Raw genomic sequence first — 21169 nt, 5'->3', positions numbered from 1 at the left:
CCATGGCTGAGGCGCTGCGGGAACTGACGGTCGGCACGGGCGCCGGCATCGAGACCGAGGACATGATCCTCAACATCGGACCGCAGCATCCCTCGACGCACGGCGTACTGCGGCTGAAGCTGGCCCTCGACGGCGAACGCGTGGTCACCGCCGAACCGATCATCGGCTACATGCACCGCGGCGCCGAGAAGCTCTTCGAGGTACGCGACTATCGCCAGATCATCGTGCTCGCCAACCGCCACGACTGGCTGAGCGCGTTCGCCAACGAACTCGGTGTCGCGCTGGCCGTCGAGCGGATGATGGGCATCGAGGTGCCCGAGCGGGCGGTGTGGCTGCGTACGGCCCTGGCGGAGCTGAACCGCGTACTGAGCCATCTGATGTTCCTGGGGTCGTACCCGTTGGAGCTCGGCGCGATCACCCCGGTCTTCTACGCGTTCCGCGAGCGCGAGGCGTTGCAGGCGATCATGGAGGAGGTCTCCGGCGGTCGCATGCACTACATGTTCAACCGGGTCGGCGGCGTCAAGGAAGAGGTGCCGGCCGGCTGGACGCGGCGCGCCCGGGAGGTCATCGGCCAGGTCCGCGGCCGCCTGCCCGACCTCGACCGGATCATCCGCGGCAACGAGATCTTCCTCGCGCGTACGGTCGGGGTGGGGGTGCTGTCGGCGGAGCAGGCCGCCGCGTTCGGCGCGTCCGGTCCGGTCGCCCGGGCCAGCGGGCTCGACTTCGACCTGCGCCGCGACGAGCCCTACCTCGCGTACGGGCAGCTCGACGTGCCGGTCGTGACGCGTACGGCGGGCGACTGCCATGCCCGGTTCGAGGTGCTCCTCGACCAGGTCCACGTGTCGCTGGACCTCGCCGAGCAGTGCCTGACCAGGCTGGACCAGATCGGCGGCCCGGTGAACGTGCGGCTGCCCAAGGTCGTCAAGGCCCCCGAGGGCCACACGTACGCCTGGACGGAGAACCCGCTCGGCGTCAACGGCTACTACCTGGTGTCCCGCGGGGAGAAGACGCCCTGGCGGATGAAGCTGCGCACCGCCTCGTACGCGAACGTCCAGGCGCTGTCGACGCTGCTGCCCGGCACGCTCGTGCCCGACCTGGTCGCCATCCTCGGCTCGATGTTCTTCGTCGTCGGCGACATCGACAAGTAAGCGGCCAAGATCCCGTTTGGATCAGGTTTTCGCACGTAATCATGGCCCAAGATTCGGGTGATATCCCTGATCCAAGCGGGATCTTGGGACCGGCAGAGATCAATAACCGCCGTCGTCGTAGCGGCGGCGGCGACGCGGTTCCGGCTCCGGCTCGGCCGGTGGCGCCCAGCGGCCGACCCACTCCGACCCCGACTGCTCGTCCGATGTGGCCGGCAGCGCCCGGGGACCGCGGCGGCCCTCCCAGTCCGGCTGCTCCTCGCGGCGGCGGGGCGCGTCGCCCGCGTACCGGGGGTCTTCGCGGCGCATGGCCGTCCAGCGGTCCTCGTAGCGGACCTCGGAACCGTTCTCGTCGGCGTGCATCGAGCTGCGCCGCTCGCCCATCCGCAGCTCCCGGCCGCGCTCGTCGGCCCGGACGCTGGCCCAGCGGTCGCCGGAGCGTACGCCGGACCAGCGCTCGTCCGACGGCGGCTCCTCGGGGGCGGGCCCGCGGTTCGACGCCTCGGCGAGCCGCTGGCGCAGCTGCTGCTCGGTCCAGGACTCCTCGTACTTCGGGTACTGCTGCGCCTCCGGGTACGCGGGTTCCGCCCGGCGCGGCGGCGCGGGCTCGGGCGCGGGTTCGGGGCGCCGGCCCCAGACCGTGCCGCGGGCGGGCGCGGGTTCCTCGGTGTGCGGGTCGACGATGGTGGACCGGGTCGTGACCTGGACGGTCTCGGTGTGCCGGACGACGCCGGGACCGTTCGGCCGGGGCGGCGCGGCGTGCGGGGACGGCTGCTGCGGCTGGCTGCCGCGCATCGCCTCCTGCCGGGCGATCTCGGCGCGCATGCCCTCGACCTGCCCGCGCATCTGCTCGACGCCGTCCTGCAGCTGCTGGAACCGCTCCGCGAAGGCTCTGTGCGTGGCGCGGGCGGCCGTCGTGATGTCGCCGCGCATGTCCTCCCGGACGACGTCCAGCTCGTCGTAGAGGGAGTCCTCCAGCTCCTCCTTGATCTGCTCGGCGGCCGGCCGCAGCACGATCGCCAGTCCGATCAGGACGACGGCGACGAGGGCCAGGCCGACGGCGACGCGCAGGGAGCGGTCACCGCTGCCGAGGATGAGGGCGAGCGCGGCGAGCGGGGCGATGCCCACCCCGGCCCACAGCAGCATCGCGGGCAGCTTGCCGCGGTGCCGTTCGGGGGATTCGGAGGAGCCCGGCATGGCTGGTCAGCCTACCGATCGTCGCGGGGAAAGTCACGGGAGCCGCGCCCCGCCCCCACCTGTACGGGTTACTTCTCCGCGTCCATCAGGTAGTCGATGAAACGGGCTCGGATCAGGGGCTCGCGGTCGCCGTACTCGTGGCCCTTCAGCTCGTGCCACATGTTGAAGTAGTCGTCGATCTGCGGGCCGATGTCGCCGAGCGAGTCGTCGCCCTGCTCCGCGTCGCCCGCCGACGGAAGGTGCTGCGACAGGTCGATGAAGAATCCCAGGTCACGGCGCTGCTTGGCCAGGTCGAAGGCCCGGTCGCGCAGGTCGGTGGTGCTCAGCGCGTCCAGCTCGGCGAAGGTCGTCATCCCCCCACTCTATGGCCACCGGCGCGAGCACCCACCAATGATCACCCAAGCCCGGACCGGTCAGCTCCGCCGCCTGGCTCGCGCGGCTCAACGCGCGTACATAGGCCTTGGGATCTTCATGAGCGAGGCTGAGGGGTGGCCGCGCGCCGTCGACCCCGAGATCTCGCAGCGCTTCCCGCTGCTTGCCTGGGAGTACGCGTAGCCGGGCGGGACCGATGGAGTCCACCGCCACGTGAGCGGTGATGTCGGTGGTGCCGTCGAAACGCGGCTCGACCTCGCGACCGGCGCGGAATCCGGTGAGGGTCGGCCGCCGGTCGGCCCGCGTGTGCCCGTAGTCGACGGCGAGCGCGATCCCCCGCCGGACCGTCGCGACCGCCGCCGACCACGCCTCGTCGCGGGTCCGGCCGATCTCCGCCCGCTCGCCCGGTTCGCTGACCGGCCACCACTCCGCCAGCCAGGCCCGGTCGGCCGCGTCGATCTCGTCGCCGAGACTCCCGTCGGTGAGCGCGTACCGGATCCGGCCGTCCTCGGCCACCTCGGCGATGTCGAGCGGGACGTTGTCCAGCCACTCGGTCGCGAGCAGGACGCCCACCGTCCCGGCCGGCGGCTCGGTGACCCACGCGATGCGCTCGTCGAGCCCGTCCGGTCGGTCCGCCTTCTCGACGGCCGTGGCACGTACGCGGTCCGGCCAGCCGAGCACGGTCATCACCCGGTCCAGCAGCAGTCCCTGCCCGGCTCCCACGTCGACGAGGTCGAACCGGTCCGGGTGCCCGAGGACGCCGTCCGCGTACGCGACCAGCCGGGCGAGCGCGACGGCGAACAGCGGGGACGCTGTGACCGAGGTGCGGAACTGCCCGGCCGGACGATGGGTACGGAAGAATCCGCCGGGCCCGTAGAGCGCCCGGTCCATCGCCGTCCGGAGCCGTTCCGCCATCGCGGTCAGCGGACGGCCGTCGCTTCGGCGAGCGCGGTCAGCTCGGCCGGGGTCGGCTGCCACGATCCCGCCTGGGCGTTGGCGCGTACCTGCTCGGGCTTGGTCGCGCCGGCGATCACCGAGACGACGCCCGGCATGGCCGCCAGCCCGCCGATGGCCGCGTCCAGCATCGTGATCCCGGCCTCGGCCGCGAACCCGTCGATCGCTTCGACCCGGTCCCAGTCCGCCCGGGCGTAGCCGGCCGCGTACCGGGCGCCGGCCAGGCGGGTGCCCTCGGGCGGGGTGACGCCACGCTTGTAGACCCCGGTCAGCAGGCCCAGTTCCAGCGGGAAGTAGGGGATCAGACCGACGCCCGCCTTCAGGCAGGCCGGGATCAGCTCGGTCTCCGGCGAGCGGTGCACCCAGTTGTAGTGCGCCTGCGTGCTGACGAACGGCGTCAGACCGCGTACGCGCGCCGTCCACGACGCGTCCGTCACCTGCCAGCCGGCGAACTGGGAGGAGCCGAGGTAGCGCACCTTCCCTTGGCGTACCAGATCGTCGAGGGCCGAGAGGGTCTCCTCGATCGGCGTACTCGGATCGGGCTTGTGGAACTGGTAAAGATCGATGTAATCGGTCTGGAGCCGGCGCAGCGAGTCCTCGACCGCGCGCATGATGTAGCGCCGCGAGCCGCGCGCCTCGTCCGGCCGGCCGGTGCCCATGTCCATGCCGAACTTCGTGGCCAGTACGACCTCGTCGCGCCGGCCCTTCAGGGCCGCGCCGAGGAAGGTCTCGCAGGAACCGGACGGCTCGCCGTAGATGTCGGCGGCGTCGAGGAAGGTGATGCCGGCGTCGAGCGCGGCCGCGACGACCGCGGCGGTCCCGGCGGCGTCGAGCTTGCGGCCGAAGTTGTTGCACCCCAGACCGACGACGGAGACGAGCAGGCCGGAGTCGCCGAGCGGGCGGTACCGCATGTCAGACATGATCCGGAATCTACCCGTCCCTTCGGCCGGACTTGACGCAACGGTATTGAACCTGAAAACACCGGCCAGGTACGGTGCGCGAGCAAATTCTCCGCGCGCTCTCCATGGGGGTTACGTGCGCACTCTTCGACGCGCCCTTCTCGGCGCGGTCGCGATCACCCTGGCCGTCTCGGGCGGCGTCTTCGCGACCTCCCTCTCCGCGAACGCCGCGGAGCCCATCACCGGCGTCACCTACGAGGGCAGCCAGCTGACCTCGGGGTCGAGCGCCCTGCGCTCGGCGGCCGAGTACGGCGCGGCCGACACCTCGGTCGTGCTCTCGGGGGAGGACCTCACCTTCACCGGTACATCGGGGGCAGATCCGGGCCGCGCACTCACAGTGCATGTTGCCCCGAGCCTCATTGATCCGAAGTGGACGGTCAAGCAGTACAATTCCGGCACCCTCGACGCCGTCTACTACATCACCTTCACCCTGGTGAAGGACGGCTCGGCCTGTGCCATCCAGAACGGCTGGCTGGACGTCAAGGAGGTCGTCCGCGACGCCTCGGGAGCGCTGACCGCCTTCGCGGCCTCGTACGCGGCGAGCGGGTGCGGCGGCTACGCCGAGCAGGTGGACGGCGAGCTCCGGTACAACTCGTCGCTCGGCTATGTCGCCACCGACTACAGTGCCAGCTCGATCGACTTCGGTTCGATCGGGGTGGGCGCCGGCATCGGCGACGGCTACACCGCTCCCCAGACGGTGACGTACACCGCTCGGGGCACCGCACCAACCCAGTTCGGGGCGGCCACGGTCTTCTCGGGCTCGGGATTCGAGATCACCGCGGACACGTGCAGCAACACGACGGTTCAGGCGGGGCAGTCGTGCACGCTGTCGGTCAGGGCCCGGGCGGCGCAGTTCGGTGTCAACTCGGACCGTGTGCAGTTGGCCAACAACAACGGCCGCGGGGCCACGTATCTCAACCTGACGGTCTTCGGCGTGAACAACCACACCACCGCGGCGTCGCCGACGTCGATGGACTTCGGGACCGTCCCGGTGGGTACGCGTACCGCTACGAAGACCTTCACCATCACGGTCACCGGCCTCAACCCGCTCACCTTCGTGGCGGCGAACATCAGCGGGTCGGTGATCGAGAGCCCTGCGTTCGTCATCGTGAGCGACACGTGCGCGGGCAAGACGCTCGGCAAGGACCAGACGTGCACGGTCGGCGTCGCCGCCCAGCCGAACGCGGTCGGCGTCGCCACCGTCGCGCTGCAGGTGCACACCACCGAGCAGGCGATGGCCTGGGCGCCCCTGACTGTGACCGGGCAGGACGTCGGAGCGGGCATGTACGCGCCCGTGCCGCCGGCGCGGCTGCTCGACACCCGCTCCGGCCTCGGCGCGCCCAAGGCCGCGGTCGGTCCGCAAGGGGTCGTACCGCTCCTGGTCCGGGGGCGTGGCGGCGTACCGGCGGCGGCTTCGGCGGTCGTCCTGAACGTCACCGTCACCGCCCCGACGGCCGCCGGCTTCGTGTCGGTGTACCCGTCCGGTGGGACCCGGCCGACGGTGTCCTCGCTCAACTTCCCCCAGGGATGGACGGGCGCGAACTCCGTCACGGTCAGCCTCGGCTCCGACGGCAAGGTGAACCTCTACAACAACTCGGGCTCGGTCCAGCTCATCGCCGACGTGGTGGGCTACTACCTCGGCAGTGCCGAGAGCGGCAAGCCGGCGGGCGAGTACCAGCCGGTCGAGCCTGTACGCCTGCTCGACAGCCGGGAGCCCGGTGCGGGCGGCCGGGTCGCGGCCGGCGGTGCCTACCAGGTGCCGGCGGACTTCGGCACCGACAACACCCACGTACGCGCATGGGCGGTCAACGTCACGGCGGTCTCGCCGACCAAGGCGGGCTTCTTCACGACGTGGAGCGGTACGGGTACGCCGCCGACCGCCTCGACGCTGAACTACACGCAGGGGCAGACGGTCTCGAACTTCGCGATCGTGCCGTCGGCACCGTGCACGGTGTGCACGGGTTCGGCGCACGGGCTGCCGTCGATCGGTGTGTACAGCAGCGCCTCGGCGTACGTCATCGTCGACATCCTCGGGTACTACGACGACGGCGTCGCCGGTGACGGCCTGCGGTTCCGGCCCATGACCCCGGTACGCATCGCCGACACCCGGGCTGGTTCGGGCTTCACCACGCCGAGGCCGGGCACCGGGATCACGGTGGGCGTCTCCCCGCCGTACGAGGTCATCGCGCAGGCGCCCGACGCGCTCGCGTACGCGATGAACATCACCGCGATCGCTCCGACCAGGAACACGTATCTCACGGTGTATCCCAGTGACCTGCCCCGCCCGGCGGTCAGCAACGTCAACGCCAACGCCGGTGCGATCGTGCCGAACGCGGCGATCACCGTGATCGGCCCGTACGACTTCTACGTCTACAACCTGGCCGGCGACACGAACTTCTGTGTCGACGTGTCCGGGGCGTTCTACTCGCAGTCCCGGCTCGATGTGACGGCTGTGCGGGCGGGAATCACCGCTACCCAGCCGGACCCGGTGCGACCGAAGACGCTGAGCGCACATCAGCCGAACCCCGTCCTCCATTAGAGACAGTCCACTGCGGACTGGATCAAGGCGGCCGCGCTCCCGGCGACGGGGCGCGGCCGCTTCGCGTACCGGCGGACCGCGTAACGGATCGATACCCGGCCGTTCGGCCAGTTCTCGTCCCGGGATCTTGTCTGCCCGCCGCGCCCATGGATACCGTGCGCTGTTCCATTTCTTTCTCTTCCAGCGCCCTATCCCATGGGGGTTGTGTGCGTACGCTCCGACGCGCCCTGAGCGGCGCCGTCGTGGGGTCACTCGCCGTCGCCACCGCCGTACTGGCGGTTCCCGTCGCGGCCTCGGCCGCCGTTCCGGCGGCTCCCTACGACATGTTGTCCTATAGCGACGGTCCGCACGTGGGTGGCACCGCGTCCGGCACCTTCGACGACAACGACACGTTCACCCAGAGTCGCACCGGCGAGAGCCTCGACCTCTGGTTCACCCGCGGCGCCAGCACGATGAGCGCCTATCTGTACGCGGGCTCCGACCCGTGGACGGCGGGGACCTCGTACTCGCTGGGGGGTCTGGGACACCCCCAGTTGGAGGTCGCCCGCGATTCCATCGTCCACTGTGCACAGGACGCCGGAACCGTGACGGTCGGCGACGTCCAGCGCGACTCCGAGGGCGTACTGACCGGCCTGGCCGCGTCGTACACCCTGACGAGCTGTGCGGGGGCGACCGCGAGCGGCGAGCTGCGCTGGCACTCGCCGACCGGGTTCGTCGCCGGTGACGTGGCCTCCCGCCTGTACGACGCCGGCGATCTGGCGGCCGGCAGCACCGGCACCGACCAGACCGTCACCTTCACCGGGCACGGTACGCAGTCCCTCGTCCTCGGCCAGGCCGCGGTGACCGGCGCGGACGCCCCGGCGTTCGCGATCGTCTCCGACGGGTGCTCGGGTACGTCGCTCGCGTACGGGCAGGCGTGCTCGGTCACCATCCGGCCGACGGCGGTCAAGGCGACTGAGCAGCTCGGCCTGCTGACGATTCCGGACAACAGCTCCACCGGCGCCCGGTACGCCGCCCTGCGCGTGAACGGCATCTCGGTGCACGACGTCACGGGCTCGCCGGGCTACGAATCGTTCGGCAACGTCCCGGCCGGCAGCACCGGTTCCGCCCACCCGGTGTATCTGCAGGTCACCGATCGGACCGGTAGGAACCGGCCGTTGAAGCTGACGAGTGCCACGATCACCGGTGCCTCGGCGTCGGCCTTCGACATCGTGGACGATCAGTGTTCCGGAAAGACCATCGCGTCCGGCAACGGCTGCTACATCACGATCACCGCTTCGCCCAAGGTCGTCGGGAACGTGCAGGCGAACCTGACGGTCGTCGACCAGTACAGCTTCACTCGCACGTTCTCGCTGGTGGTGACCGGGACCCCGTCGCTCGTCGGTACGTTCCGGCCGGTGGCGCCGGTCCGGCTGCTGGACACGCGTACCGGGCTGGGGGCCGCGAAGGGTGCGGTCGGGCCGGGCAAGTCCGTTCACCTGCAGGTGTCCGGCCGTGGCTCGGTTCCCGTCAGCGGCGCGACGGCCGTCGTCCTCAACGTCACGGTCACCGGTCCGACCGCTGCGGGCTACGTCTCGGTCTTCCCGACCGGGCGCCCGCGGCCGACGGTGTCCTCGCTGAACTTCCCGGCGGGGTGGACCGGGGCCAACTCGGTCACGGTCGCCCTGGGCGACGGCGGCAAGGTGGACCTCTACAACAACTCGGGGTCGGCGAACATCATCGCGGATGTCGTCGGCTACTACATCGACGGCACCGGTACGCCGCTGCCGAGCGGTGAGTACATCCCGGCGGACTCGCCCGTCCGTCTGCTGGACAGCCGTGACTTCGGTGCGGACGGCAAGCTGCCGGCCAACTCCGCCGTCACGCTGCCGGTCGACTTCGGCGCGGATCTGAACCCGCACGTCAAGGCGTGGGCGGTCAACGTGACGGCGGTGTCGCCGTCGAAGCCCGGGTACTTCACCACGTGGGACGGCAACGGCGAGCCGCCGACGGCGTCCACGCTGAACTTCACCGCGGGCCAGACAGCGTCGAACTTCGCGATCGTGCCGTCGGTGCCGTGCTCCGACTGCCCGGCCGACGCGCAGAACCTGCCGTCGATCGCGGTGTACACCAGCGCGGACGCGTACGTGATCGTCGACATCTTCGGCTTCTACGACGACGGCAAGGTCGGCGACGGCGTGCGCTTCCAGCCCATCACCCCGGTACGCGTCGCGGACAGCCGCAGCGGGCTGGGCATCGCCAAGGCGCTCGGCGCCGACACGACCGTCTCCGTGACGCCGCCGGCCTCGGTGGTGGACGCGGACACGCTCGGCCTGGCGCTGAACGTGACGGCGATCGCCCCGACCAAGGGCACCTACCTGACGGTGTGGCCGTCGGGCGTCCGTCCCGGTGTCAGCAACGTCAACGCGGTCGCCGGCGCGATCGTGCCGAACGCGGTCGTCACCGGCCTCGGCGGCACGGGCGCGTTCCAGCTCTACAACTTCAACGGCACGGCGAACGTCTGCGTCGACGTGGTGGGCACGTTCTACTCGCTGTCGGGCGGTTCGGCCGGCGCGGGTCTGCGTTCCGCCGGCCCGCGTACGTTCACTCTTCCGGCGAACCAGCCCGCACCGCTGATGCGTACGGGCGAATAGTTTCCGTGGTGTCGAGTCGGCCGCGCTCCCGGACGGGGGCGCGGCCGACTCTCTTCCCGGCTTGTACGCTGGGTCTGTGACGGACAGCGGGATCATGAACGAGATCGACGGCATTCTGCGGCGGGCGGCCGACGGCGGGCGGATCAGCCCCGAAGAGGCGCTGCTGCTCTACACCGATGCACCCCTGCACCCGCTGGGCGAGGCCGCCGACGCGGTACGCCGCCGCCGCTACCCGGACGGCATCGTCACGTACCTGATCGACCGCAACATCAACTACACGAACGTCTGCGTGACGGCGTGCAAGTTCTGCGCGTTCTACCGGGCCCCGAAGCACGAGGAGGGCTGGTCGCACCCGATGGAGGAGATCCTCCGCCGGTGCGGCGAGGCCGTCGACCTCGGCGCGACCCAGGTGATGCTGCAGGGCGGCCACCACCCCGAGTACGGCGTCGAGTACTACGAGCAGCTGTTCTCGTCGGTGAAGGCGGCGTACCCGCAGCTGGTCATCCACAGCATCGGGCCGAGCGAGATCCTGCACATGGCCAAGGTCAGCGGGGTCTCCATCGAGCAGGCGGTCGTCCGGATCAAGGCCGCCGGCCTCGACTCCATCGCCGGTGCCGGTGCGGAGATGCTGCCCGACCGGCCGCGCAAGGCCATCGCGCCGCTCAAGGAGTCCGGCGCCCGGTGGCTGGAGGTCATGGAGGTCGCGCACCGGCACGGCGTCGAGTCCACCGCGACCATGATGATGGGCACCGGCGAGACGAACGCCGAGCGTATCGAGCACATCACCATGATCCGCGACGTCCAGGACCGCACCGGCGGGTTCCGCGCCTTCATCCCGTGGACCTACCAGCCCGAGAACAACCACCTCAAGGGGCGTACGCAGGCCACGTCGCTGGAATATCTGCGCTTCATCGCGGTGTCCCGGCTGTTCTTCGACAACGTGAACCACCTGCAGGCGTCCTGGCTGACCACGGGCAAGGACGTCGGCCAGGTGGCCCTGCACATGGGCGTGGACGACCTCGGCTCGATCATGCTGGAGGAGAACGTGATCTCCTCGGCCGGGGCGAAGCACCGGTCCAACCTGCACGATCTGATCTGGCTGATCCGCAGCGCCGGTCGCATCCCGGCCCAGCGCGACACCCTCTACAACCACCTCGCGGTGCACGCCACGCCGGCGGACGACCCCACCGACGAGCGCGTGACCTCGCACTTCTCGTCGATCGCGCTGCCCGGCGGCGGTGCCGGCAAGGCCCTGCCGCTCGTCGAGGCACGCTGACCGGAGTCGATTCGTGTTAGCCTCCCTCGTCCCCGAGGGAGGCGGTCATGAATATCCGGTTCGTCGCCGCGGCGGGTGCAGTCGGCGTACTGCTGGCCGTATCAGGACAGGTTCCGGCTGCTCAGGCCGCCACGATCCCGGTGGACCTCCGGGCGGTCGAGGCCCAGGTGACCGGGTCGGTCGGCGAAACCGTGCCGCTGTTGCTGCACTTCTCGTCGTCGGCGCCGTCGGCGGGCGTACACGTGAAGATCGCGTTCCCGCCGGGGACCACCGTGACGCCGGCCGCGATCTTCCAGCCCCGGTGCAAGGGGCCGGCGACCGGGCCGCTGGACTGCGCGTACACGACGTTGCAGCAGGGCGACCACACGCTGACGCTGCGGCTGCGGATCACCTCGGCGCAGGTGGGCCCGGGTGGGTTCGCCCTGAGGTTCGAGCCGGGCACGGCGCCGGGCGCGGCCACCTACGTGGACCCGGACACGTCGAACAACGCGGCGGCCATCCGGGTCACGGTGCCCGGCGCCTCGGCGTCACCCTCGGCCGCCGTTTCGGCCTCGCCGTCACGGCGGCCGTCTCCGAGCCCATCGCCGTCGACGGAGTCGCCGAGTCCCGAGGCGTCGCCGACGGCGGATCTTCCGACCGAGGCGGCCGGCGCGGACGCGACGAGCGCCGACGCGCTGCCGACCGCCGGCACGAACGCCCCTGACAAGAGCGTCAGCCTGCTCTCCGTGGTGATCATCGGCGGGTCGATCGTCCTGGTGATCGTGGGCGTTCTGCTGATGTGGCTGCTCCTGCGCCGCCCCGATGATGACGACGACGAGGGGGAGGACTTCCTCGACACGCGTTTCGGCGGCCGCTGACGGGAGACAGTTCGTTGCGTACACGGGGGATCTTGGTCGGTGCCTGCACCGGCCTGCTGGCAGTGGTGCTCACGGGGACGCAGGCGCATGCCGCGGAGCCGCGCACGGACGTGGGTCTGAAGGGCTCGGTCGTCTCCTTCGAGAAGAACTCGTACAGCGGCGATCACATCGTCATGACGTTCTACCGGCACAACTACGGTCCGGTGGCGGCGTCGGGCTGGCTGCAACTCGACTTCTGGGCGCCGGGCGGTACCCGGTTCGACGACAGCTTCCCGAGGACCTGGCCGGACTGCACGAAGATCGACTCCAGGCATGTCCGCTGCCGTCCCTACGGCTCGCTCTGGGTGGACGGGCACGACAACGCGCCGCTGGAAGGCTACGAGATCACGATTCGGCTCGTGGTCACCGACAAGACCCACTTCACCTGCGGAAAAGCCGTCTCGACGTATGGCGGCGACACCAAGTCGTCGAACAACACGGCCTATTCGCGGCTGACCTACAAGGGCCAGCCCACGACGTGCTTCCCCAAGCCCAGCCCGAAGCCGAGCCCCAAGCCCAGCCCCAAGCCCTCTCCAAGCGTCGTCCCAGGCGCCGAGCCGAGCCTCAGCCCCGACGCCCCGTCGGACTCGCCGTCCGCGGACACCGCGACGCTGGACAACCCGCAGACGCTGAACACGGATCTGGCCCTCGCCGGCGACGACAGCTCCGGTGCCTCTTCTTCGGTGTACGCCTTCGCCGGCGGAGGCGCGCTCGTGCTGGCCGGCGGCGTCCTCGTGTGGTGGCTGCGCCGTCGGCGACCGGACATCGCGGACGAGTGAGCCCGAGCCCGGCTCGTGTTACGCTCCGGCGATTCTCGGTGCCGGGCGCGTACGCCGGCCGGTAGGGGAGGCTGACATGCTGTTGCGCAGGCTGGCGGCCGGCTGGGCCGCGGTTTTCGTGGCGTTGCTGGCTGCGTGGATCATGGCCGCGCCGGCCCGGGCGGACGTGCCCAAGGCCGACCTGAGCCTGTCCGCCTCCGGCAAGAACGGCGACGTCGGCGAGTCGGTCGAAATCAAATTCGTGGTACGCAACGCCGGGCCCGGCATGGCCGCCCCGGGCGCGTGGTCGCTCGACATCGCCGCACCCGACGGCACCCAGTTCGCCGGCGGCGGCAGCGTGGCGCAGGGCGGGCAGTGCGTGAACGCGTCGCGGGGCCACCTCCGGTGCACGTACGCGTACCCGCTGCTGCGTGGTGACCGCCGGGAGATGACGCTGAACCTGCGGATCAACGCGCAGCCGCAGACGTGCGGTGCGATGATCGTCAACTATTCGAACGACCCCCGGCCGAGCAACAACGGCGTGAACCTGCGCGTGACCGTCGGCGGCCAGCCGCGCAACTGTGCCGCGGCCGCCCGCAGCGCTTCGCCGTCGCCGAAGTCCTCGCCGAGCCGGAAGGCTTCGCCGACGCCGGAGGCGACCGAGGCCGTCGTGGACCAGGTGGAGACGACCTCGACTACCGAGAGCGCGCCAGCCCTGGCCGGAGCGTCGACCGACACCGGCGGCGGCGGTCTGGGCATCGGCTCGGTCCTCGTCCTCGGCGGCGGAGCGGTGCTGGTCGGCGTGGGCGGCATCCTCATGTGGCGGCTGCTGCGCCGCGACCCCGAGGACGACATCGACGACGAGACGCAGACGTTCACGCCGCAGCGCCCTCGGCACTCCCGCTGAGGGCGGGCAGCCCGGCCACGCGTACGCGGCCGCCGTTTGGCAGAGTGAACGCGTGAGCCGCGCAGACCTGGACAAAGAGCCGCACGAGATCGCCGCCATGTTCGACGGCGTCGCCGAGCACTACGACCGGACGAACACCATCCTCTCCTTCGGACAGGACCGGTCGTGGCGCAAGGCCACGGCGGCCGCGCTGCACCTCAAGCCGGGCGAGAAGGTCCTCGACCTCGGCGCCGGGACCGGCGTCTCCACTGTCGACCTGGCCCGCTCCGGCGCGTACGCCGTCGGCAGCGACATCTCGCTCGGCATGCTCGGGGTCGGCCGGCGCGTACGCCCGCACGTGCCGCTCGTCGCCGGGGACGCGCTCGCGCTTCCCTTCGCGGACAACAGTTTCGACGCTGTGACGATCTCGTTCGCGCTGCGCAACGTGCAGGACACGGCGGCCGGCCTGCGGGAGATGGCGCGGGTCACCAAGCCGGGCGGACGGCTCGTCGTATGCGAATTCAGCCATCCGACGCTGGCCGCGTTCCGGAAGGTGTACCTCACCTATCTCATGGGGAGCCTGCCGGCGATCGCACGGAAGGTGGCGTCCAATCCGGACGCGTACGTCTATCTGGCGGAGTCGATCAAGGCGTGGCACGATCAGCGGAGCCTGGCCGGGTTGATCGCGGAGTCGGGCTGGGGCCAGGTGAAGTGGCGCAATCTCACCGGCGGGATCGCCGCGCTGCACCGGGCGGTACGCCCCTGACGTCCTGAAAGTGACGTCAGAATCCGACATAATGCATATATGGGTGTACTGGGAAACCTCGGCGGGGGCTTCGACGAGGAGCCCGTACGCGTTCGCGACCTGACCGAGGCGGCCGGTGCGGCCGCCGGTCAGCCATCCCCATCAGGGGAATCTTGCGAGCTGGGAAACGGTCAATCAACTAGGTCGGGAGTCCATCGGATGAGATGGGCAAACCGGAAAAATCGCGTTGACCTGCGTTGTGACCAAGATCGTGACCTGCGGAAACGAGATCTTGGTCACCGGTAAGGGTAACCTAACTCACACGGTCGCTGAGAAGCGGTATTAGAGTGCGCCCTGAGCCGAGCTTGTGAAGAGTTTCACGAGCGGTGGAGCAGCGGAGGTGACCGTGACCACGACAGATGTGGACGCTGACGTCATCGTCGTGGGCGCAGGCCCGGGCGGGTCGGCCACGGCGTACCACCTGGCGAAGCACGGCGCTCAGGTGCTGCTGCTGGAGAAGACCGAGTTCCCCCGCGAGAAGGTGTGCGGCGACGGACTGACCCCGCGCGCCGTCAAGCAGCTCGTCGACATGGGCGTCGACCTCTCCGAGGACGCCGGCTGGCTGCGCAACAAGGGTCTGCGCGTCATCGGCGGCGGGATGCGCCTCGAGCTGCCGTGGCCGGAGCTGGCCGCCTACCCGGGGTACGGCGTCACGCGTACCCGGATGGACTTCGACGACCTGCTGGCCCGGCGGGCGGTGGAGGCCGGCGCCAAGCTGGTGGTGAACACCAACGTGACCGGGCCGGTGCTGGACACCGCGGGCCGGGTCGTGGGCGTGACGGCCAAGACCGCCGAGGGCGAGGTCACCTACCGGGCGCCGCTGGTGGTCTCCGCCGACGGTGTGAGCGCGCGGTTCCCGCTCGCGATGGGTATCGCGAAGCGCGAGGACCGCCCGATGGGCGTGGCGGTACGCCGCTACTACCGCAGCGCCGCGAAGACCAACGACGACTACCTGGAGTCCTGGCTGGAGCTGCGCAGCCGCGAGGGTGGGGACAAGCTCCTGCCCGGTTACGGCTGGATCTTCGGCATGGGCGACGGCCGGGTGAACGTCGGCCTCGGCGTGCTCAACAGCTCGACGGCCTACGGCAAGACGAACTACCGGCAGCTGCTCCTCGACTGGCTGGCGACGACGCCGCCGGAGTGGGGCATGAACGAGGAGGCCAACGCCGACGGCCCGATCGGGGGCGCCGCGCTGCCGATGGGGTTCAACCGGACCCCGCACTACACCCGCGGCCTGCTGCTGGTCGGCGACTCCGGCGGCATGGTCAACCCGTTCAACGGCGAGGGCATCGCGTACGCGATGGAGTCCGGCGCGATGGCCGCGGAGGTCATGGTGCAGGCGCTCGCCCGGCCGGAGGGACCGGAGCGGGAGCGGGCGCTGGCGGCCTACCCGCAGGTGCTGAAGGACCGGTTCGGCGGGTACTACCGGCTCGGCGGCGTGTTCGTGAAGCTGATCGGCAATCCGCAGGTCATGAAGCTGGCGACCAGGCACGGAATGCCGCATCCCACGCTCATGCGCTTCGTTTTGAAGCTGTTGGCCAACCTCACCGACCCACGCGGCGGCGACGCGATGGATCGCATCATCAACGGTCTGAGTCGGGTTGCCCCGGCAGTGTAGGGAAGGGACGTGATGGAGCAATGTCGCTCTCGCCGTACGTACCGATAGTCGGGCTGTTCGCGCTCGCTGCCTTGTTCGCCCTCTTCTCGGTGGCGATCGCGCCGTTCGTGGGACCCCGCCGGTACAACAGGGCCAAGCTCGACGCGTACGAGTGCGGCATCGAGCCCACTCCGCAGCCGATCGGCGGCGGCCGCTTCCCGGTCAAGTTCTACCTGACCGCGATGCTCTTCATCGTCTTCGACATCGAGATCATCTTCCTGTATCCGTGGGCGGTCAGCTTCAACCAGCTGGGCGTCTTCGGCTTCATCGAGATGATCCTGTTCATCGGCACGGTCTTCGTCGCGTACGCCTACGTCTGGCGGCGCGGCGGCCTGGACTGGGACTAAAGGGCGGTCACAGCAGTGGGTATCGAAGAAAAACTCCTCCCCAACGGCGTCCTGCTGACCACGGTCGAGAAGCTGGTCAACTGGTCGCGCAAGGCGAGCTTCTGGCCGGCGACGTTCGGCCTGGCCTGCTGCGCGATCGAGATGATGGCGACCGGCGCGGCCCGGTACGACCTGGCCCGGTTCGGCATGGAGGTCTTCCGGGCCTCGCCGCGGCAGGCCGATCTGATGATCGTCGCGGGCCGGGTGAGCCAGAAGATGGCCCCGGTCCTGCGCCAGATCTACGACCAGATGCCGGACCCGAAGTGGGTGCTGTCCATGGGCGTCTGCGCGTCCAGCGGCGGCATGTTCAACAACTACGCGATCGTGCAGGGCGTCGACCACGTCGTACCGGTCGACATGTACCTGCCCGGCTGCCCGCCGCGGCCGGAGATGCTCATCGACGCGATCCTCAAGCTGCACGAGAAGGTCATGGCCGAGCCGCTGGGCGACCGCCGGGCCAAGACCGTCGCGCAGCGTGAGGCCGACGGCAAGGGCCCGATCGTGCAGCCGGGCGCGATGCCGTCCAGCTACCGCTACGACAAGGCGCGCCGCGCCGAGTGGGAGAAGGCGGTCGCCGAGGGCACCGAGGAGCAGCTGCGAATCGCGAACTGGATGCAGCGGGAGGTCGCTCGATGAGCGAGATCGTCAACGGCCAGCACGGCATGTTCGGCGTCGGTGGCACGGGCGACACGTCCGGGTTCTCCGGCCTCGTACGCCGTCCGGCCCTCGCGCCGGCCACGGTCGGCCGGCCGGTCGGCGTCGACGAGTTCGACGAGGTGCTCGACGGCCTCGAGGACGCGCTCGCGACCGCCGCCAACGAGCCGGAGCGGGCGTTCCTGAGCTTCGCCGACGCGATCGAGCGGGTCGTCGTCGACCGGGGCGAGCTGACGCTGCACATCAAGCCCGAGCGGATCGCCGACGTCTGCCGGATCCTGCGGGACGACGAGGGCCTGCGCTACGAGCTGTGCTCCTCGGTGTCCGGTGTGGACTATCCGGCCGAGGACCGCCGACTGCACTCGGTCTACCACCTGACCTCGATGACGTACCGCCGCCGGCTGCGCCTGGAGTGCGCCGTGACGGTCGAGAACCCGCATCTGCCGAGCGTGACGGCGGTCTACCCGACCGCCGACTGGCAGGAGCGCGAGGCGTACGACATGTTCGGGATCATCTACGACGGCCACCCCAACCTCACCCGCATCCTGATGCCGGACGACTGGGACGGCCACCCCCAGCGCAAGGACTACCCGCTCGGCGGCGTGCCGGTCGAGTACAAGGGCGCCGAGATTCCACCGCCGGACCAGCGGAGGTCCTACCGATGAGCAATGACACTTACGCGCCGGAACGGGAGACCACCCAGGGGAAGGTCTTCACCGTCACCGGTGGCGACTGGACCGACGTGGTCAGCGGGTACGACCCGCTGCACGACGAGCGCATCGTCGTCAACATGGGCCCGCAGCACCCGTCGACGCACGGCGTACTGCGGCTCGTGCTGGAGCTGGAGGGCGAGACGGTCACCGAGGCCCGGACCGTCATCGGCTACCTGCACACCGGCATCGAGAAGAACCTCGAATACCGCAACTGGACGCAGGGCACCACGTTCGTCACGCGGATGGACTACCTCGCGCCGCTGTTCAACGAGACGGCGTACTGCCTCGCGGTCGAGAAGCTGCTCGGGATCACCGACGACATCCCGGAGCGCGCGACCACGATCCGCGTACTGATGATGGAGCTGAACCGGATCTCCTCGCACCTGGTCTGGCTCGCCACGACCGGCATGGAGCTCGGCGCGCTCTCGATGATGATCTACGGCTTCCGCGAGCGGGAGTACGTCCTGGACATCTTCGAGATGATCAGCGGCCTCCGGATGAACATGGCGTACGTGCGGCCGGGCGGTGTGGCCCAGGACGTTCCGGCGGCGGCGATCAAGAAGATCGAGGAGCTCCTCGACTTCATGCCCAAGCGCATCAAGGAGTACGAGGCCCTGCTGTCCGGGCAGCCGATCTGGCTGCAGCGGACCAAGGGCGTCGCGGTCCTCGACGTCACCGGCTGCCTCTCGCTCGGCATCACCGGCCCGGTGCTGCGCAGCGCCGGGCTGCCGTGGGACCTGCGCAAGACGCAGCCCTACTGCGGCTACGAGACCTACGACTTCGACGTGGCCGTGCACCAGGACGCCGACGTGTGGGGCCGGTACGAGGTGCGGCTGGAGGAGATGCGGCAGTCGCTGCGGATCATCCGGCAGGCGCTCGACCGGCTCAAGCCCGGCCCGGTGATGGTCGGCGACAAGAAGATCGCCTGGCCGGCGCAGCTCGCCGTGGGCCAGGACGGCATGGGCAACTCCCTCGCGCACGTCGCGAAGATCATGGGCCAGTCCATGGAGTCGCTGATCCACCACTTCAAGCTCGTGACCGAGGGCTTCCGCGTACCGGCGGGGCAGGTGTACATCAGCGTCGAGGCACCGCGCGGGGAGCTCGGCGTACATGCCGTCAGCGACGGTGGCACCCGGCCGTTCCGGGTGCACTACCGCGAGCCCAGCTTCGTGAACCTGCAGGCCATTCCCGCGATGGCCGAAGGTGGACTGCTCGCCGACGTGATCGCCGGCGGCGCGTCGCTCGACCCCGTCATGGGAGGTTGTGACCGATGAGCGCTAGCGCGAAGAGGCAGGAGTTCATTCAGGTGAGCGCTCGCGCGAAGAGCCAGGAGTTCAGTCAGGTGACCGTGTTTTCCGAGGAGACCTACCGGCGGGCTGCCGAGATCAAGGCCCGCTACCCCGAGGGCCGGCAGCGCTCCGCCCTGCTCCCGCTGCTGCACCTGGTGCAGAACGAGGACGGGCAGGTGACGCCGGACGGTGTCGAGTTCTGCGCCGAGCAGCTCGGCATCACCAAGGCCCAGGTCGGTGCGGTCGCGACCTTCTACACGATGTACAAGCGGCAGCCCACCGGTGACTACCTGGTCAGCGTCTGCACCAACACGATGTGCGACGTGCTCGGCGGGCAGGCGATCTACGACGCGCTCAGCGACCACCTGGGTGTCGGGCACCAGGAGACCAGCGCGGACGGCAAGATCACGCTGGAGCACGCCGAGTGCCTGGCGGCCTGCGACTACGGCCCGGCCGTCACCGTCAACTACGACTTCGTCGACGGCCTGGACCCCGAGTCCGCGGTCGGCCTGGTGGACGACCTCAGCCACGGCAAGGAGGTCGTCATCAACCGCGGCGCGCGGCTGTGCACGCTGAAGGAGATGGCGCTGCAGCTGGCCGGGTTCGCCGACGAGCGCGAGGGCGCGGTCGGCGAGGGCCCCGCGGGCGAGCCCACGCTCCGCGGCGTCAAGCTGGCCCAGCAGCACGGCATCAGCCCGGCGGGCTTCGACATCACCACCCCGATCCCGTCCGCCTCCGGAGGCAACAAGTGAGCGTCTTCGAAAAGCTCACGCCCGTCCTCACCAAGCGCTGGCTCTCGCCGGACGCCTGGCGGATCGACGTGTACGAGCGTCTCGACGGCTACGCCGCACTGCGCAAGGCCCTCGCGGCCCACCCCGACGACCTGATCGCCCTGATCAAGGACTCGGGCCTGCGCGGCCGCGGCGGCGCCGGCTTCCCGACCGGTCTGAAGTGGGGCTTCATCCCGCAGAACGACGGCAAGCCGCACTACCTGGTCGTCAATGCCGACGAGGGGGAGCCCGGCACCTGCAAGGACCTCCCGCTGATGACCTACGACCCGCACTCGCTGATCGAGGGCATCATCATCGCCTCGTACGCGATCCGGGCGAACCACGCGTTCGTCTACATCCGCGGTGAGGCGGTGCACGCCGCCCGGCGACTGCGCAACGCGGTCAAGGAGGCGTACGCGGCCGGGTACCTCGGCAAGAACATCCAGGGGACCGGGTTCGACCTCGAGCTCGTGATCCACTCGGGTGCCGGGGCGTACATCTGCGGCGAGGAGACGGCGCTGCTGGACTCGCTGGAGGGCCTGCGCGGGCAGCCCCGGCTGCGGCCGCCCTTCCCGGCGACCCACGGCCTGTACGCGAGCCCGACCGTCGTCAACAACGTCGGCACCATCGCGAGCGTGCCCTACATCGTGCTGGGCGGAGCCGCCTGGTGGAAGACGATGGGCACCGAGAAGGCCTCCGGCCCGATGATCTACTCGCTGTCCGGCCGGATCGCGAACCCGGGCCAGTACGAGTGCACCATGGGCATCACGCTGCGGGAACTGATCGAGCTGGCCGGCGGGATGAAGCCGGGCCACAAGCTGAAGTTCTGGACGCCGGGCGGATCCAGTACGCCGCTGCTCACCGCCGAGCACATCGACGTGCACATGGACTTCGAGAGCGTGGCGGCCGCGGGGTCGATCCTCGGCACCACGGCGACGCAGATCTTCTCCGACCAGGACTGCCCGGTCTACGCGACCTACCGCTGGCTGGAGTTCTACCACCACGAGTCGTGCGGCAAGTGCACCCCGTGCCGGGAGGGCAACTACTGGATGGTCCGGGTCTACCGGCGCATCCTGAGCGGCCAGGGCACGTATGAGGACCTCGACACGCTGCTCGACACCTCCGACAACATCCTCGGCCGCGCGTTCTGCGGCCTGGGCGACGGCGCCACCAGCTCGGTGACCAGCTCCCTGCAGTACTTCAAGCAGGACTACCTGGACTACATCGAGGGCCGGACGGCACCGAAGCTCTCCGAGAAGGCGATGGCGGGTGCCCACTGA

Annotated in this window: 18 protein-coding genes and 1 pseudogene; 15 read left to right on the top strand and 4 right to left on the bottom strand. The window is 70.0% G+C overall.

Features of this window, described 5'->3' with window-relative positions; genetic code table 11:
• The first annotated feature begins 2 nt into the window (after positions 1-2).
• A complete protein-coding gene (locus tag G401_RS0106935) occupies positions 3-1148 on the top strand; it encodes an NADH-quinone oxidoreductase subunit D (protein WP_034590896.1) in 1146 nt (381 codons plus the stop codon).
• A 99-nt stretch (positions 1149-1247) separates the two neighbouring features.
• Here G401_RS0106935 and G401_RS0106930 read toward each other — a convergent pair whose 3' ends face one another.
• The 4 genes from G401_RS0106930 to G401_RS0106915 form a co-directional block, all read right to left on the bottom strand.
• Positions 1248-2342, bottom strand: a complete 1095-nt coding sequence (locus G401_RS0106930) for a hypothetical protein (protein WP_027341928.1) — start codon at positions 2340-2342, stop codon at positions 1248-1250.
• A 68-nt stretch (positions 2343-2410) separates the two neighbouring features.
• Positions 2411-2695, bottom strand: coding sequence for a hypothetical protein (locus G401_RS0106925; protein ID WP_027341927.1), 285 nt, complete (start codon positions 2693-2695; stop codon positions 2411-2413).
• Entirely contained in the window at positions 2613-3629 is a 1017-nt protein-coding gene (locus tag G401_RS44020; protein WP_064741699.1) for an SAM-dependent methyltransferase, read from the bottom strand. The genes G401_RS0106925 and G401_RS44020 overlap by 83 nt, the downstream gene beginning before the upstream one ends.
• Positions 3630-3634: 5 nt before the next feature.
• Positions 3635-4588, bottom strand: a complete 954-nt coding sequence (locus tag G401_RS0106915; RefSeq protein ID WP_245601637.1) for an aldo/keto reductase — start codon at positions 4586-4588, stop codon at positions 3635-3637.
• Between the two features lie 115 nt (positions 4589-4703).
• Between G401_RS0106915 and G401_RS52435 the strand changes: the two genes are divergently transcribed.
• The 14 genes and pseudogenes from G401_RS52435 (at position 4704) to nuoF (ending at position 21169) form a co-directional block, all read left to right on the top strand.
• Positions 4704-7166 carry a choice-of-anchor D domain-containing protein gene (locus G401_RS52435; protein ID WP_051366295.1) on the top strand — a complete coding sequence of 821 codons (2463 nt, stop codon included), beginning with the start codon at positions 4704-4706 and terminating at the stop codon, positions 7164-7166.
• A 206-nt stretch (positions 7167-7372) separates the two neighbouring features.
• Complete coding sequence (locus G401_RS0106905) at positions 7373-9799, top strand: hypothetical protein (protein WP_027341925.1); 2427 nt, start codon at positions 7373-7375, stop codon at positions 9797-9799.
• Positions 9800-9893: 94 nt separating this feature from the next.
• Positions 9894-11075, top strand: a complete 1182-nt coding sequence (gene mqnC / locus G401_RS0106900; protein ID WP_034590894.1) for a cyclic dehypoxanthinyl futalosine synthase — start codon at positions 9894-9896, stop codon at positions 11073-11075.
• A 47-nt stretch (positions 11076-11122) separates the two neighbouring features.
• Positions 11123-11932: a hypothetical protein gene (locus G401_RS0106895; protein ID WP_157545392.1), complete on the top strand. Its 810-nt coding sequence runs from the start codon at positions 11123-11125 to the stop codon at positions 11930-11932.
• Positions 11933-11964: 32 nt separating this feature from the next.
• Positions 11965-12750 (top strand): hypothetical protein, encoded by a 786-nt coding sequence (locus G401_RS0106890; RefSeq protein ID WP_027341922.1) that lies wholly within the window; start codon positions 11965-11967, stop codon positions 12748-12750.
• Positions 12751-12826: 76 nt separating this feature from the next.
• The gene (locus G401_RS0106885) at positions 12827-13636 is read left to right on the top strand and encodes a hypothetical protein (RefSeq protein ID WP_027341921.1); all 810 of its coding nucleotides are present in this window, start codon (positions 12827-12829) and stop codon (positions 13634-13636) included.
• Between the two features lie 52 nt (positions 13637-13688).
• On the top strand, positions 13689-14381 hold the full coding sequence (locus G401_RS0106880; RefSeq protein ID WP_027341920.1) for a demethylmenaquinone methyltransferase: 693 nt from the start codon (positions 13689-13691) through the stop codon (positions 14379-14381).
• Positions 14382-14766: 385 nt separating this feature from the next.
• Complete coding sequence (locus G401_RS0106875) at positions 14767-16038, top strand: geranylgeranyl reductase family protein (RefSeq protein ID WP_027341919.1); 1272 nt, start codon at positions 14767-14769, stop codon at positions 16036-16038.
• Positions 16039-16058: 20 nt separating this feature from the next.
• The gene (locus G401_RS0106870) at positions 16059-16424 is read left to right on the top strand and encodes an NADH-quinone oxidoreductase subunit A (protein WP_027341918.1); all 366 of its coding nucleotides are present in this window, start codon (positions 16059-16061) and stop codon (positions 16422-16424) included.
• Between the two features lie 15 nt (positions 16425-16439).
• Complete coding sequence (locus G401_RS0106865) at positions 16440-17099, top strand: NuoB/complex I 20 kDa subunit family protein (protein ID WP_027341917.1); 660 nt, start codon at positions 16440-16442, stop codon at positions 17097-17099.
• On the top strand, positions 17096-17782 hold the full coding sequence (locus G401_RS0106860) for an NADH-quinone oxidoreductase subunit C (protein ID WP_027341916.1): 687 nt from the start codon (positions 17096-17098) through the stop codon (positions 17780-17782). Before G401_RS0106865 ends, G401_RS0106860 begins: the two co-directional genes overlap by 4 nt.
• Positions 17779-19104: an NADH-quinone oxidoreductase subunit D gene (locus G401_RS0106855; protein ID WP_027341915.1), complete on the top strand. Its 1326-nt coding sequence runs from the start codon at positions 17779-17781 to the stop codon at positions 19102-19104. The genes G401_RS0106860 and G401_RS0106855 overlap by 4 nt, the downstream gene beginning before the upstream one ends.
• A gap of 68 nt (positions 19105-19172) precedes the next feature.
• Positions 19173-19868, top strand: a pseudogene (gene nuoE, locus G401_RS0106850) (NADH-quinone oxidoreductase subunit NuoE); the annotation flags it as partial.
• The gene (gene nuoF, locus G401_RS0106845; protein WP_027341913.1) at positions 19868-21169 is read left to right on the top strand and encodes an NADH-quinone oxidoreductase subunit NuoF; all 1302 of its coding nucleotides are present in this window, start codon (positions 19868-19870) and stop codon (positions 21167-21169) included. The pseudogene nuoE and the gene nuoF, both read left to right, overlap by 1 nt.

This window comes from Hamadaea tsunoensis DSM 44101, from assembly GCF_000428945.1.
GTDB classification, from domain to species: Bacteria; Actinomycetota; Actinomycetes; order Mycobacteriales; family Micromonosporaceae; genus Hamadaea; species Hamadaea tsunoensis.
This window is presented reverse-complemented; position numbering and strand designations above follow the sequence as displayed.